The sequence below is a fragment of the Streptomyces sp. NPDC030840 genome (assembly GCF_055572015.1).
Genome location: NZ_JBVIEE010000003.1, coordinates 277,922 through 292,630 on the forward strand (window position 1 = coordinate 277,922; position 14,709 = coordinate 292,630).

Consider the following 14,709-nt stretch of genomic DNA (forward strand, 5'->3'; position numbering starts at 1 on the left):
TGGACTCCTTCTTGCTTACTTCTTGGACGGGGACTTGGGACGCTGCTGGCCCTTGCGCTGGCCGGACTGGGCCTTGCTGCGGGTGCCGGAGCCAGGCTTCGAGGCCGCGTTCTTGGCGTTGGCGGCACCTGCGGGCTTGGCGTCCTTCGGCTCATCGGACGGCTCGTCGGACTTGCTCAGCGACGTCGAGGAGGTCGTCGGCTCGGCGCCGCCCGCCGGCTTGGCCCCACCGGACTGGCGCTGGGCCTTGCTCTGCCGCTTGGGCTGCTGACGCTTCGGAGCACCGGCGGTGGTCGGCGTACCGTCCTCGGCGGTGGCGACGGCTCCGGCCTCGCCCTTGACCACGGTCCCGTCGGCCTGGGCCGCGAGACCCGCTTTGGTGAGACCGTTGATGAACTTGCGCTCGTACTCGTTGCGGTCACGGCCCTTGGCGACGATCGCCTTCACGATGGCGCGCTCACCACGGCCGCGCGTCTTGCCGTGGTGCGTGACGTGCTTGTAGAGGCGCTCCAGGTAGGCGGCCTGAGCCTTGGAACCCGGGGTCGGGTTGTTGTGGATCACGTACATCTGCTGGCCCATGGTCCACACGTTCGTGGTCAGCCAGTAGACGAGGACACCGACCGGGAAGTTGATGCCGAAGACGGCGAACATGACCGGGAAGATGTACATCAGCATCTTCTGCTGCTGCATGAACGGCGTCTTCACCGTCGTGTCGACGTTCTTCGTCATCAGCTGGCGCTGCGTGTAGAACTGCGACGCCGACATCAGGACGATCATGACCGCGGTGACGATGCGGACGGTGGTCAGCGAGGCATCGAGCGCCGCGACCTCCGCGGAGCTGTCGGTGAACTTCGCTGCCAGTGGGGCCCCGAAGATGTGCGCCTTCTGCGCGCTGTCCAGCAGGCTCTGGTTGATCGAACCGATGGTGTCGTTGTTCGCGATGCTGTTGAGCACGTGGTACAGGGCGAAGAAGAACGGCGACTGCGCCAGGATGGGAAGGCACGAGGAGAGCGGGTTGGTGCCCGTCTCCTTGTACAGCTTCATCATCTCTTCGGACTGACGCTGCTTGTCGTTCTTGTAGCGCTCCTGGATCTTCTTCATCTCGGGCTGGAGCGTCTGCATGGCCCGGGTCGCCTTGATCTGCTTCACGAAGAGCGGGATCAGGCAGATTCGGATCAGGATCACCAGGGACACGATGGACAGGCCCCAGGCCCACCCGGTGTCATCGCCGAAGATGGCGCCGTACACCTTGTGGAACTGGACGATGACCCAGGAAACGGGTGTCGTGATGAAGCTGAAGAGACTGGCAATCGTGTCCACTAATCATGCTCCTTGGGCATGGGACGGGCTCTCGGCGGCCGGGCTCGAGGAGCGGTCGGGCACCCCGTGCCCCTCAGTGGCCGGTTCGGCGGCGGAGGTCCCGCCCTTGCGTGCGCGCCAGGCGTTGCGCAGCATCTCGTGCCATCGCGGTCGCTTGCGCGGCGGGACGTGGTCCACACCGCCCAGTGACCACGGATTGCACCGGAGGATGCGCCAGGCGGTGAGTGCCGTGCCCTTGATCGCACCATGCCGGTCGATGGCCTGGTAGCCGTAGTGGGAGCACGACGGGTAGTACTTGCAGACCGGCCCGAGCAACGGACTGATGGTCCACTGGTACAGCTTGATCAGCGCCAGCAACGGGTACTTCATCGCGCGCCCCCTCCCATCAGCCGCTGCAGAGCGGCATCCAGGTCTCGGGCCAGCTGTGCGTGGTCGGCGTCGCCCGCACCGGGCAGCGCTCGTACGACTACCAGGCTACCGGGGGGCAGCAGAGCCACTCGCTCACGCATCAGATGACGAAGTCGGCGCTTGACCTTGTTCCGTATGACCGCGCCTCCGACGGCCTTGCTCACGACGAAACCCGCACGCGTCGGGGGAGCGCTCTCCCCAGGCGCGTGCGGGTCCGTGGCACCGCTTCGAAGGTGGACGACGAGGAGCGGGCGCCCGGCCCGGCGACCTCGTCGTACCGCGGTCGCGAAGTCCTCGCGCCGCCTCAGCCGGTTCTCGGTGGGCAGCACGACGTCATGACCTGACCGGGATCAGGCGGACAGACGGGCGCGACCCTTGCTGCGGCGGGACGCGAGAATCGCGCGGCCGGCACGGGTGCGCATACGCAGCCGGAAGCCGTGGGTCTTGGCGCGACGACGGTTGTTCGGCTGGAAGGTGCGCTTGCTCACTCGGGGGCTCCAGAAAGAATCGGTGGTTGCGGGGTGCCGTCCTGGCTGTCACCGTGCGCCCACGAGTAGCTCGCGTCAACGCCCGAGTGCACCGCTTACCGATCACCCAAAGCGATCTGTGCCCATCGGAGGCAGGCGGCAGCAGCCATCGACAACTCGACCTGGTTACGGTACGCGGGGCCGCGCCATCAGGTCAAACCAGGGGTCACCGGGAGACACTATCCACAGCCTGGGGACAACAACTTGAACCGCACCGGCCGCCCTGACTACCGTGACTGGACTCCGATTCGTTCCCTTCTCCCCGACCCAACGGCTTTCCGCCGGCCCGACCGCCGGGAACAGACGTTCCCACCCGATTCGAATCCCGACCTGTCCCAGAACCACACGTTCGTGGGACCCGTGAGAGAGCGTGCCCTGTGGCTGACCTACCTGCCGATCTTGCCGCAGTGTGGCCACGAGTACTGGAGCAGCTCCTCGGTGAGGGCGGCGGGCAGGGCGTCGAGGTCAAGGACGAGCGCTGGATCAGGCGCTGCCAGCCGCTGGCACTGGTCGCGGACACCGCGCTGCTCGCGGTCCCGAACGAGTTCGCCAAGGGCGTACTGGAAGGCCGGCTCGCGCCGATCGTCAGCGAAACCCTGAGCCGCGAGTGCGGCCGCCCGATCCGAATCGCGATCACCGTCGACAGCTCGATCGGCGAAAGTCCCGCCCCGGCGCTCCCGTCGTCCCCGGTACAGCCCCGTTACGAGGAGCCCGAGCTTCCCTCCGTACCGGCGCAGAACCGTGACGGCTACGACGCTCCGCGCCCGGACACCTACGAGAGCCGGGCGCGGGACCCCTACGAGAGCTACGGCCGCCACCGCGCCGACGACCTCCCGCCCAGCCGTTCCGAACACCTGTCCGGGGGTTCCGGCGACCAGCTGCCGCCCCCGCGCGCGGACCAGCTCCCGACGCCCCGCCCCGCGTACCCAGGGGACTACCAGCGCCCCGAGCCCGGCGCCTGGCCCCGCCCGCACCAGGACGACTACGGCTGGCAGCAGCAGCGGCTCGGCTTCCCGGAGCGCGACCCGTACGCGTCCCCGTCGCAGGACTACCGCCCGCAGTCGATGGAGCGGCCGCCGTACGAGCAGCAGCGGTCGGAGTACGACAACTCCCGCGCCGATTACGAACAGACCCGCTCGGACTTCGACCACGGGCGAGGGGACTACGACGCGAAGCGGGGCGACTACGACCAGCGACCCGACCGCCGTGAGCTGCCCGACCCCCCGCCGGGCTCCGGGCATGTGCACCGCGGCGGACCGGTCGGCTCGGCACTGCCCGCGTCCAGTGGCGCCCCCGGCCCGCTGGCCGCACAGCCCGCGCCCGCGACGGGTCCGGGCGAGCCGACCGCACGGCTGAACCCCAAGTACCTCTTCGACACCTTCGTCATCGGCGCCTCGAACCGATTCGCGCACGCCGCCGCGGTCGCGGTCGCCGAGGCGCCGGCCAAGGCGTACAACCCCCTCTTCATCTACGGGGAGTCGGGACTCGGCAAGACCCACCTGCTGCACGCCATCGGGCACTACGCGCGGAGCCTCTACCCGGGCACACGCGTGCGCTATGTGAGCTCGGAGGAGTTCACCAACGAGTTCATCAACTCCATCCGCGACGGCAAGGGCGACAGCTTCCGCAAGCGCTACCGCGAGATGGACATCCTGCTCGTCGACGACATCCAGTTCCTGGCGGACAAGGAGTCGACGCAGGAGGAGTTCTTCCACACCTTCAATACCCTCCACAACGCCAACAAGCAGATCGTGCTCTCCAGCGACCGACCGCCCAAACAGCTGGTGACGCTGGAGGACCGGCTGCGCAACCGCTTCGAGTGGGGCCTGATCACCGACGTGCAGCCACCCGAACTGGAGACGCGTATCGCGATCCTGCGCAAGAAGGCGGTGCAGGAGCAACTCAACGCCCCACCGGAGGTGCTGGAGTTCATCGCCTCCCGGATCTCGCGCAACATCCGTGAGCTGGAGGGCGCGCTGATCCGTGTGACGGCGTTCGCGTCGCTCAACCGGCAGCCGGTGGACCTCGGCCTGACCGAGATCGTCCTCAAGGACCTGATCCCGGGCGGTGAGAACGCGGCACCCGAGATCACCGCGACCGCCATCATGGCCGCGACCGCCGACTACTTCGGTCTGACCGTCGAGGACCTGTGCGGCACCTCGCGCGGCCGCGCCCTGGTCACCGCCCGGCAGATCGCCATGTACCTGTGCCGCGAGCTCACCGACCTGTCACTGCCCAAGATCGGCGCGCAGTTCGGCAACCGCGACCACACGACCGTCATGCACGCCGACCGCAAGATCCGCGCGCTGATGGCCGAGCGCCGCTCCATCTACAACCAGGTCACGGAGCTCACGAACCGCATCAAGAACGGCTGACGACCACAGGCCGTCGACCACGGCCACACGTACGCCCCTGAAGGCGCCCCGGGACGAGCGTTCCGAGGGCGCCTTCGCCTTTGCCGGCATGTCCCACACAACGCCCCGAAGGGCGCCCATCGCACCGCTCCAGCGCGCCGCCCACCGCATCGGGACCCGCGCCGAGGGGCACCGGCCGTCGTTCCCCGTCCTCGCACCCGACACCCGCTGTTCGAATAGTCGTGGAGTTACGGCCTCTCTCCACAGATTCAGGGACTTTCTCCCGTCCACACCCTGGGGACTGGGAAGTTATGCAGATCATGTCCACAGGCCGCCCTGCCGGAGGGCCATCAGGCAAGGTCAGGTGCTTGTGGATTCGTGGACGAACGATCTCCACAGACTGTGGACGACGAGGAGATCCACAGCCTGTGCACGAAGTTGTCCACCGACAACCCACAGGCTGTGGTCAGTTGTCCCCAGCGCATCCCGGCTTCTCCACATGCCTGTCCACTGTTCGGCAACGTGACGTCGCCTCTCACCGCACGGAGTGAAAGGCGTCACACGAAGGTGCCGGGTTGGGCTGTGGGAAAGATGGGTAAACCTGGGGACGCCGCTGGGGAGAACTGCCCCGAGGCTGTGCATGGGGTGTGCAGAACTTTCTGTTCTCCACAGGGACACCTGGTTGTCCACTGCCTCCACCCACAGGACCGGTGGACAAAATCTTGGCCCTGAGCTGCGAAAACAGGGTTATCCACGGTTTCCACAGGCCCTACTACTACTCCCAACTAGAGAGAGCTGGGAATTCGTTTCGAAGCGGGCCCTGTGCACAACTCGCCGTCCGGCTCCCGGCTGCCGCGCATCACGACTTGACCCCGAGAGGCACCTACTGTCAGTGGGGTGCGTCAGACTGTTCCCGGTGTCCTTCCCCTCACAGGGGCTGAGGACACCGAGTCAGACGACGAAGCCAGGCAGGCCGAGAAGCGCCGGCAACAGCAGGAGGCGGCAACAGTGAAGATCCGGGTGGAACGCGACGTACTCGCGGAGGCAGTGGCCTGGGCGGCACGCAGCCTCCCGGCCCGTCCGCCGGCGCCTGTCCTCGCCGGCCTCCTTCTGAAGGCCGAGGAAGGTCAGCTGAGCCTGTCCGGCTTCGACTACGAGGTCTCCGCGCGTGTGTCGGTGGAGGCGGAGGTCGAGGAGGAGGGCACCGTCCTCGTCTCGGGCCGTCTCCTCGCGGACATCTGCCGCGCGCTGCCCAACCGTCCGGTGGAGATTTCCACAGACGGTGTACGGGCGACCGTGGTCTGCGGCTCCTCGCGGTTCACACTCCACACACTGCCTGTGGAGGAGTACCCCGCGCTGCCGCAGATGCCGAGCGCGACGGGCACGGTTCCCGGCGAGGTCTTCGCCTCCGCCGCCGCTCAGGTCGCCATCGCCGCCGGGCGTGACGACACGCTGCCGGTGCTCACCGGTGTGCGCATCGAGATCGAGGGCGACACGGTGACGCTGGCGTCCACGGACCGCTACCGCTTCGCGGTCCGGGAGTTCCTGTGGAAGCCGGAGAACCCGGAGGCCTCCGCGGTCGCCCTGGTGCCCGCCAAGACGCTCCTGGACACCGCCAAGGCGCTGACCAGCGGTGACAGCGTGACACTCGCGCTGTCCGGCTCGGGCGCGGGCGAGGGCCTCATCGGCTTCGAGGGCGCCGGCCGCCGTACGACCACGCGACTGCTGGAGGGTGACCTCCCGAAGTACCGCACGCTGTTCCCGACGGAGTTCAACAGCGTGGCCGTCATCGAGACCGCCCCCTTCGTGGAGGCCGTCAAGCGTGTGGCCCTGGTCGCCGAGCGCAACACCCCGGTGCGGCTGAGCTTCGAGCAGGGCGTGCTGATCCTGGAGGCCGGCTCCAGCGATGACGCACAGGCTGTGGAAAGGGTTGACGCCCAGCTGGACGGCGACGACATCTCGATCGCGTTCAACCCGACGTTCCTGCTGGACGGCCTGAGCGCGATCGACTCGCCGGTGGCGCAGCTGTCCTTCACGACGTCCACGAAGCCGGCGCTGCTCAGCGGCAAGCCCGCGGTCGACGCGGAGGCGGACGAGGCGTACAAGTACCTGATCATGCCGGTGCGGCTCAGCGGCTGATCCGTCGATGGTTGTCCACAGCCCGGGACGGGTCCGGTGGATCACCGGGCCCGGTGCTTGACCGTTTCGGGCGAGCAGCCGGCGAAACCGCAGGTCGGGGTGTGACGTTTGAGCGCGTATGCCCACGGATGTGCGTGAGCGTCCGGGTTTAGGCTCGGACACGGGTACGAAGGTGCCCTCATGCCACGTCGCAACCTAAGGAACAACTGATGGAGCTCGGTCTCGTCGGCCTCGGCAAGATGGGCGGCAACATGCGCGAGCGCATACGCCGCGCAGGCCACACCGTGATCGGATACGACCGCAATCCGGACCTCGCCGATGTCCACAGCCTCGAGGAGCTTGTGGGCAAACTGCAGGGTCCGCGCGTGGTGTGGGTCATGGTCCCGGCCGGCGCGCCGACCCAGTCGACCATCGACGAGCTCGCCGAGCTCCTCGAGCCCGGCGACGTCGTCGTGGACGGCGGCAACTCGCGCTGGACGGACGACGAGAGGCACGCGGAGGAGCTGGCCGCCAAGGGCATCGGCTTCGTGGACTGCGGAGTCTCCGGCGGTGTCTGGGGCCTCGAGAACGGCTACGCGCTGATGTACGGCGGCGACGCCGAGAACGTCGCGAAGGTGCAGCCGGTCTTCGACGCGCTCAAGCCGGAGGGCGACCTGGGAGCGGTGCACGCGGGCAAGGTGGGCGCCGGGCACTTCGCGAAGATGGTCCACAACGGCATCGAGTACGCGATGATGCAGGCCTACGCGGAGGGCTGGGAACTGCTGGAGAAGGCCGACTCCGTGACGGACGTGCGCGAGGTCTTCCGCTCCTGGCAGGAGGGCACGGTGATCCGTTCCTGGCTGCTGGACCTGGCGGTGAACGCCCTCGACGAGGACGAGCACCTTGAGAAGCTGCGCGGTTACGCACAGGACTCCGGCGAGGGCCGCTGGACTGTGGAAGCCGCCATCGACCACGCCGTTCCGCTGCCGGCGATCACCGCGTCGCTGTTCGCGCGGTTCTCCTCCCGGCAGGACGACTCTCCACAGATGAAGATGATCGCGGCGCTGCGGAACCAGTTCGGCGGCCACGCGGTCGAGACGAAGTAATCCACAGGACCGCGTCGCCGGTCCACAACCTTGGGGGAGGTCGGCACCCGACCATGCACGTCACGCACCTGTCGCTGGCCGACTTCCGCTCGTACGCCCGGGTCGAGGTCCCGCTCGACCCGGGCGTCACCGCGTTCGTAGGCCCCAACGGGCAGGGCAAGACGAACCTGGTCGAGGCGATCGGCTACCTCGCGACCCTCGGCAGCCACCGGGTGGCGTCGGACGCGCCCCTGGTCCGTATGGGAGCCGAGCGCGCGGTCATCCGGGCCCAGGTCCGGCAGGGCGAGCGCCAGCAGCTCGTGGAGCTGGAGCTGAACCCGGGCCGGGCCAACCGGGCACGCGTCAACAGGTCTTCGCAGGTCAGACCGCGTGATGTGCTCGGCATCGTACGGACCGTGCTGTTCGCGCCCGAGGACCTCGCCCTGGTCAAGGGTGACCCGGGCGAACGGCGCCGCTTCCTCGACGAGATGGTGACCGCCCGTTCGCCGCGCATGGCGGGCGTCCGCTCCGACTACGAGCGGGTCCTCAAGCAGCGCAACACCCTGCTGAAGTCGGCCGCGTTGGCGCGCCGGCACGGCGGCCGCTCCATGGACCTGTCCACGCTCGACGTGTGGGACCAGCATCTCGCGCGCGCGGGCGCGGAGCTGCTAGCGCAGCGCCTCGACCTGGTCGCCGCGATCCAGCCGCTGACCGACAAGGCGTACGAGCAGCTCGCGCCCGGCGGCGGTCCGGTCGTCCTGGAGTACAAGCCGTCCGCGCCCGGCATCGTCGGCCAGGCGCGTGAGGAGCTCTACGAGCAGCTGATGACGGCCCTGAGCGAGTCCCGCAAGCAGGAGATCGAGCGGGGCGTCACACTGGTGGGGCCCCATCGTGACGATCTCGTTCTCAGACTCGGTGAGTTGCCCGCGAAGGGGTACGCGTCCCACGGCGAGTCCTGGTCGTACGCCCTGTCGCTGCGGCTCGCCTCGTACGATCTGCTGCGTGCGGAGGGGAACGAGCCGGTGCTGGTGCTCGACGACGTGTTCGCCGAGCTGGACGCCCGCAGGAGGGAGCGCCTCGCGGAGATCGTCGCTCCCGGGGAGCAGGTTCTGGTGACCGCCGCGGTCGAGGACGACGTACCGGATGTACTGACAGGGACGCGGTACGCCGTGTCGGACGGCACTGTGGAGCGCGCATGAGCACCGACGGATCCGCATCGGACACCCCTGGACCCGCACCGCGGAAGGCCCCCGAGCCCTCTGGCGTCGATCTGGCGCGCGTGGCGCTGCGGGCCGCGAAGGAGGCGGCCCGTGCGCGTGGGGATGCCGCCCAGCAGAAGAAGCAGGCGCGGCGCGGCGGTGGGCTGCGCTCCGGTGCTCGTGCCGACGGCCGCGACCCCATGGCCCTCGGTTCCGCGATCAACCGTCTGATCACCGAGCGCGGGTGGGAGGCTCCGGCCGCGGTGGGCGGGGTGATGGGGCGGTGGCCGCAGATCGTCGGCGAACAGCTCGCGGACCACTGCGTGCCCCAGAAGTACGACGAGGACGAGCGCGTGCTGGTCGTGCAGTGCGAGTCGACGGTCTGGGCGACCGAGGTGCGCCGACTCGCACCGGCCCTGGTCGCCCGTCTCAACGAGGATCTGGGCCACGGCACGGTGCGGCAGATCAAGGTCCTCAACCCCGGGGGCCCGGTCCGCCGTTACGGCCCGCTGCGCGCGCCCGGGAGCAAGGGTCCGGGCGACATCCACGAGTAGGCCCGCGGGCTCCCCGGAGCACCAGGTGAGCGGATTCACACGGACGAATCCGTCACGGGATGGTTGAGGGCGTTTTGATGGGTGTTCGCCCATCTGTTCGCGTTGACTCGTGCGATCGCACTCCCTTGCGAAGGCCGCCCTCGCAAGGGAGTAGCGATGGGTTGACGCCCGGAAGCGCTGAGTGGCTCCGTGAGCCTCTTGGAGCCCCGCTCCGCATATGGGGAGTCGCGAGAGACCGGTTCAGGGCGGCACATGCGGACTCAGGTACCCGCAAAGCCCCATCACTGTCGGCGCTACCGGTAGACTGGGAGCGAATCCCGCCCCACTTGTGGGGACCGCTTCGGAAACACTGTGCAACGCTGACAAAGGCTTCCACGCAACATGCCGCAGCCGCTCCGGCAAACCCGCCGGGAGCCTGGCTTGTGCTGTGCCAGAAAGGGCGCTTCGTGGCCGATTCCGGCAACCCCAACGAGAACATCCCGTCCATCGACGCCGGCGAGAACGGCGAGGTCAACGCCTCGTACGACGCCAGCGCCATCACCGTCCTCGAAGGGCTGGACGCGGTCCGCAAGCGACCCGGCATGTACATCGGCTCGACCGGTGAGCGCGGGCTGCACCACCTCGTCTACGAGGTCGTCGACAACTCCGTCGACGAGGCGCTGGCCGGGCACGCGGACACGATCGACGTCACGATCCTCGCCGACGGCGGCGTGCGCGTCGTCGACAACGGCCGTGGCATCCCGGTGGGCATCGTGCCGTCCGAGGGCAAGCCGGCCGTCGAGGTCGTGCTGACCGTTCTGCACGCGGGCGGCAAGTTCGGCGGCGGCGGCTACGCGGTCTCCGGCGGTCTGCACGGCGTCGGCGTCTCCGTGGTGAACGCCCTGTCGACGAAGGTCGCCGTCGAGGTCAAGACCGACGGATACCGCTGGACGCAGGACTACAAGCTCGGCGTCCCGACTGCCCCGCTCGCCCAGCACGAGGCCACCGAGGAGCACGGCACCTCGGTCACCTTCTGGGCCGACCCGGACATCTTCGAGACCACCGACTACTCCTTCGAGACGCTCTCGCGGCGCTTTCAGGAGATGGCGTTCCTCAACAAGGGTTTGACGATCAAACTCACTGACGAGCGCGAGTCGGCCAAGGCCACCGCCGGTGCGGACGAGGCGGGTGCCGACGAGAAGGACGAGGCCAAGACCGTCACGTACCACTACGAGGGCGGCATCGTTGACTTCGTCAAGTACCTCAACTCCCGCAAGGGAGACGTGGTGCACCCCTCCGTCATCTCGATCGACGCCGAGGACAAGGAGAGGCTCCTGTCCTGCGAGGTCGCGATGCAGTGGAACAACGGCTACAGCGAGGGCGTGTACTCCTTCGCCAACACCATCCACACGCACGAGGGCGGTACGCACGAGGAGGGCTTCCGGGCCGCGCTGACGGGTCTGATCAACCGCTACGCGCGTGACAAGAAGCTGCTGCGCGAGAAGGACGACAACCTCACGGGTGACGACATCCGCGAGGGTCTGACCGCGATCATCTCGGTCAAGCTCGGCGAGCCCCAGTTCGAGGGCCAGACCAAGACCAAGCTGGGCAACACGGAGGCGAAGACCTTCGTCCAGAAGATCGTGCACGAGCACCTGACGGACTGGCTCGACCGCAACCCCAACGAGGCCACGGACATCATCCGCAAGGGCATCCAGGCGGCCACCGCGCGCGTGGCGGCCCGCAAGGCGCGCGACCTGACGCGCCGCAAGGGCCTGCTGGAAACGGCCTCCCTTCCGGGCAAGCTGAGCGACTGCCAGTCGAACGACCCCACCAAATGCGAGATCTTCATCGTCGAGGGTGACTCCGCCGGTGGCTCGGCCAAGTCCGGCCGCAACCCGGAGTACCAGGCGATCCTCCCGATCCGCGGCAAGATCCTCAACGTCGAGAAGGCGCGGATCGACAAGATCCTGCAGAACCAGGAGATCCAGGCGCTGATCTCCGCCTTCGGCACCGGAGTCCACGAGGACTTCGACATCGAGAAGCTGCGCTACCACAAGATCATCCTGATGGCGGACGCCGACGTCGACGGCCAGCACATCAACACCCTGCTGCTGACCTTCCTGTTCCGCTTCATGCGGCCGCTGGTCGAGGCCGGGCACGTGTTCCTGTCGCGCCCCCCGCTCTACAAGATCAAGTGGGGCCGGGACGACTTCGAGTACGCCTACTCGGACCGCGAGCGCGACGCCCTGATCGAGCTGGGCCGCCAGAACGGAAAGCGCATCAGGGACGACTCGGTCCAGCGCTTCAAGGGCCTCGGTGAGATGAACGCCGAGGAACTGCGCATCACGACCATGGACCAGGACCACCGTGTCCTCGGCCAGGTCACGCTCGACGACGCCGCCCAGGCCGACGAGCTGTTCTCGGTCCTGATGGGCGAGGACGTCGAGGCCCGGCGCCAGTTCATCCAGCGCAACGCCAAGGACGTCCGCTTCCTCGACATCTGAGTCGGTCTCAGCTGACCGCACCAGGAAGGATCTTCACCAGCAATGGCCGACGAGACCCCCAATCTTTCTTCTGGCCCAGTCACGCCCGAAGAGGCCGGCGAGACGACCCTGCGCATCGAGCCCGTCGGGCTCGAGACGGAGATGCAGCGCTCGTACCTCGACTACGCGATGTCCGTCATCGTCTCGCGCGCGCTGCCGGACGTACGGGACGGCCTGAAGCCCGTCCACCGCCGCGTCCTGTACGCCATGTACGACGGCGGCTACCGCCCCGAGCGCGGCTTCTACAAGTGCGCCCGCGTCGTCGGCGACGTGATGGGTAACTACCACCCCCACGGCGACTCCTCGATCTACGACGCCCTGGTCCGCCTCGCGCAGCCGTGGTCGATGCGCATGCCGCTGGTGGACTCCAACGGCAACTTCGGCTCTCCGGGCAACGACCCGGCGGCGGCCATGCGCTACACCGAGTGCAAGATGGCGCCGCTGTCGATGGAGATGGTCCGTGACATCGACGAGGAGACCGTCGACTTCACGGACAACTACGACGGCCGCTCCCAGGAGCCGACCGTCCTGCCGGCCCGCTTCCCGAACCTGCTGATCAACGGTTCGGCCGGTATCGCGGTCGGCATGGCCACCAACATCCCGCCGCACAACCTGCGCGAGGTCGCGGCCGGCGCCCAGTGGTACCTGGAGAACCCGGAGGCCTCCCACGAGGAGCTCCTGGACGCCCTGATCGAGCGCATCAAGGGCCCGGACTTCCCGACCGGTGCCCTCGTGGTCGGCCGCAAGGGCATCGAGGAGGCCTACCGCACGGGCCGCGGTTCCATCACCATGCGCGCGGTCGTCGAGGTCGAGGAGATCCAGAACCGCCAGTGCCTGGTGGTCACGGAACTGCCCTACCAGGTCAACCCGGACAACCTCGCGCAGAAGATCGCCGACCTCGTGAAGGACGGCAAGATCGGCGGCATCGCCGACGTCCGTGACGAGACCTCGTCCCGTACGGGCCAGCGCCTGGTCATCGTCCTCAAGCGGGACGCGGTCGCCAAGGTCGTCCTCAACAACCTCTACAAGCACACCGACCTGCAGACGAACTTCGGCGCCAACATGCTGGCGCTGGTCGACGGCGTGCCGCGGACCCTTTCCCTGGACGCGTTCATCCGCCACTGGGTGACGCACCAGATCGAGGTCATCGTCCGCCGTACGCGCTTCCGGCTGCGCAAGGCCGAGGAGCGGGCGCACATCCTGCGCGGTCTGCTGAAGGCCCTGGACGCCATCGACGAGGTCATCGCCCTGATCCGGCGCAGCGACACCGTCGAGATCGCGCGCGAGGGCCTGATGACCCTCCTGGAGATCGACGAGATCCAGGCCAACGCCATCCTGGAGATGCAGCTGCGCCGCCTGGCCGCCCTGGAGCGCCGGAAGATCGTCCAGGAGCACGACGAACTGCAGGCGAAGATCCGCGAGTACAACGAGATCCTGGCCTCTCCGACCCGCCAGCGCGGCATCGTCAGCGAGGAACTGGCCGCGATCGTCGAGAAGTACGGTGACGACCGCAAGACCAAGCTCGTCCCGTACGACGGCGACATGTCCATCGAGGACCTGATCGCCGAGGAGGACATCGTCGTCACGGTCTCGCGCGGCGGCTACGTCAAGCGCACCAAGACCGACGACTACCGCGCCCAGAAGCGCGGCGGCAAGGGCGTCCGCGGCACGAAGCTGAAGGAAGACGACATCGTCGACCACTTCTTCGTGTCCACGACGCACCACTGGCTGCTGTTCTTCACCAACAAGGGGCGCGTGTACCGGGCCAAGGCGTACGAGCTGCCGGACGCCGGCCGGGACGCGCGCGGCCAGCACGTCGCGAACCTCCTCGCCTTCCAGCCGGACGAGTCGATCGCCGAGATCCTCGCCATCCGCGACTACGAGGCGGCGCCGTACCTGGTGCTCGCCACGAAGGGCGGGCTGGTGAAGAAGACGCCTCTGAAGGATTACGATTCGCCTCGCTCGGGCGGAGTGATCGCGATCAACCTTCGCGAGAAGGAGGACGGTTCCGACGACGAACTGATCGGAGCCGAGCTCGTTTCGGCGGAGGACGACATCCTTCTGATCAGCAAGAAGGCGCAGTCCATCCGGTTCACGGCCACCGACGACGCGCTGCGGCCCATGGGCCGTGCCACCTCGGGCGTCAAGGGCATGAGCTTCCGTGAGGGAGACGAGCTGCTCTCGATGAATGTTGTTCGAACCGGTACGTTCGTGTTCACTGCCACCGACGGCGGGTACGCGAAGCGGACCGCCGTCGACGAGTACCGCGTCCAGGGTCGCGGCGGCCTCGGCATCAAGGCCGCCAAGATCGTGGAGGACCGCGGTTCTCTCGTCGGCGCGCTGGTGGTCGAGGAGACCGACGAGATCCTCGCCATCACGCTGGGCGGCGGCGTGATTCGTACGCGAGTCAACGAGGTCAGGGAGACGGGCCGTGACACCATGGGCGTCCAACTGATCAACCTGGGCAAGCGCGATGCCGTCGTCGGCATCGCACGTAACGCCGAGGCGGGACGCGAGGCCGAGGAGGTCGACGGTGACATCGCCGTGGACGAGCCGGTGGCCGAAGCCGTCGCGCCCACCGGCACGGACGAGGGCGAGCCGTCCTCGGCCGAGTAGCGC

Annotated in this window: 11 protein-coding genes; 7 read left to right on the forward strand and 4 right to left on the reverse strand. The window is 67.9% G+C overall.

Features of this window, described 5'->3' with window-relative positions; all coding sequences use genetic code 11:
* Positions 1 to 15: 15 nt before the first annotated feature.
* The 4 genes from yidC to rpmH are packed head-to-tail and all read right to left on the reverse strand — an operon-like array spanning position 16 to position 2,216.
* Positions 16 to 1,320 (reverse strand): membrane protein insertase YidC, encoded by a 1,305-nt coding sequence (gene yidC / locus ACZ49J_RS08535; RefSeq protein ID WP_467446764.1) that lies wholly within the window; start codon positions 1,318 to 1,320, stop codon positions 16 to 18.
* A gap of 3 nt (positions 1,321 to 1,323) precedes the next feature.
* Positions 1,324 to 1,689 (reverse strand): membrane protein insertion efficiency factor YidD, encoded by a 366-nt coding sequence (gene yidD / locus ACZ49J_RS08540; protein WP_467446766.1) that lies wholly within the window; start codon positions 1,687 to 1,689, stop codon positions 1,324 to 1,326.
* The gene (gene rnpA, locus ACZ49J_RS08545; protein WP_467446767.1) at positions 1,686 to 2,057 is read right to left on the reverse strand and encodes a ribonuclease P protein component; all 372 of its coding nucleotides are present in this window, start codon (positions 2,055 to 2,057) and stop codon (positions 1,686 to 1,688) included. Before rnpA ends, yidD begins: the two co-directional genes overlap by 4 nt.
* 21 nt (positions 2,058 to 2,078) lie before the next feature.
* Positions 2,079 to 2,216, reverse strand: coding sequence for a 50S ribosomal protein L34 (gene rpmH / locus ACZ49J_RS08550; protein WP_003956500.1), 138 nt, complete (start codon positions 2,214 to 2,216; stop codon positions 2,079 to 2,081).
* Positions 2,217 to 2,632: 416 nt separating this feature from the next.
* On the opposite strand from rpmH, the gene dnaA reads away from it, so the two are divergent.
* From dnaA to gyrA, 7 genes are all read left to right on the forward strand, one after another.
* Positions 2,633 to 4,630 carry a chromosomal replication initiator protein DnaA gene (gene dnaA / locus ACZ49J_RS08555; protein ID WP_467446769.1) on the forward strand — a complete coding sequence of 666 codons (1,998 nt, stop codon included), beginning with the start codon at positions 2,633 to 2,635 and terminating at the stop codon, positions 4,628 to 4,630.
* A 987-nt stretch (positions 4,631 to 5,617) separates the two neighbouring features.
* Entirely contained in the window at positions 5,618 to 6,748 is a 1,131-nt protein-coding gene (gene dnaN / locus ACZ49J_RS08560) for a DNA polymerase III subunit beta (protein ID WP_467446770.1), read from the forward strand.
* Positions 6,749 to 6,957: 209 nt separating this feature from the next.
* On the forward strand, positions 6,958 to 7,833 hold the full coding sequence (gnd, locus tag ACZ49J_RS08565; RefSeq protein ID WP_467446772.1) for a phosphogluconate dehydrogenase (NAD(+)-dependent, decarboxylating): 876 nt from the start codon (positions 6,958 to 6,960) through the stop codon (positions 7,831 to 7,833).
* A 53-nt stretch (positions 7,834 to 7,886) separates the two neighbouring features.
* On the forward strand, positions 7,887 to 9,011 hold the full coding sequence (gene recF, locus ACZ49J_RS08570) for a DNA replication/repair protein RecF (protein WP_467446773.1): 1,125 nt from the start codon (positions 7,887 to 7,889) through the stop codon (positions 9,009 to 9,011).
* On the forward strand, positions 9,008 to 9,565 hold the full coding sequence (locus ACZ49J_RS08575; RefSeq protein ID WP_467446774.1) for a DciA family protein: 558 nt from the start codon (positions 9,008 to 9,010) through the stop codon (positions 9,563 to 9,565). Before recF ends, ACZ49J_RS08575 begins: the two co-directional genes overlap by 4 nt.
* Before the next feature lie 422 nt (positions 9,566 to 9,987).
* Positions 9,988 to 12,051: a DNA topoisomerase (ATP-hydrolyzing) subunit B gene (gene gyrB / locus ACZ49J_RS08580; protein WP_467446775.1), complete on the forward strand. Its 2,064-nt coding sequence runs from the start codon at positions 9,988 to 9,990 to the stop codon at positions 12,049 to 12,051.
* A gap of 42 nt (positions 12,052 to 12,093) precedes the next feature.
* A complete protein-coding gene (gene gyrA, locus ACZ49J_RS08585) occupies positions 12,094 to 14,706 on the forward strand; it encodes a DNA gyrase subunit A (protein ID WP_467446777.1) in 2,613 nt (870 codons plus the stop codon).
* Positions 14,707 to 14,709 lie beyond the last annotated feature (3 nt).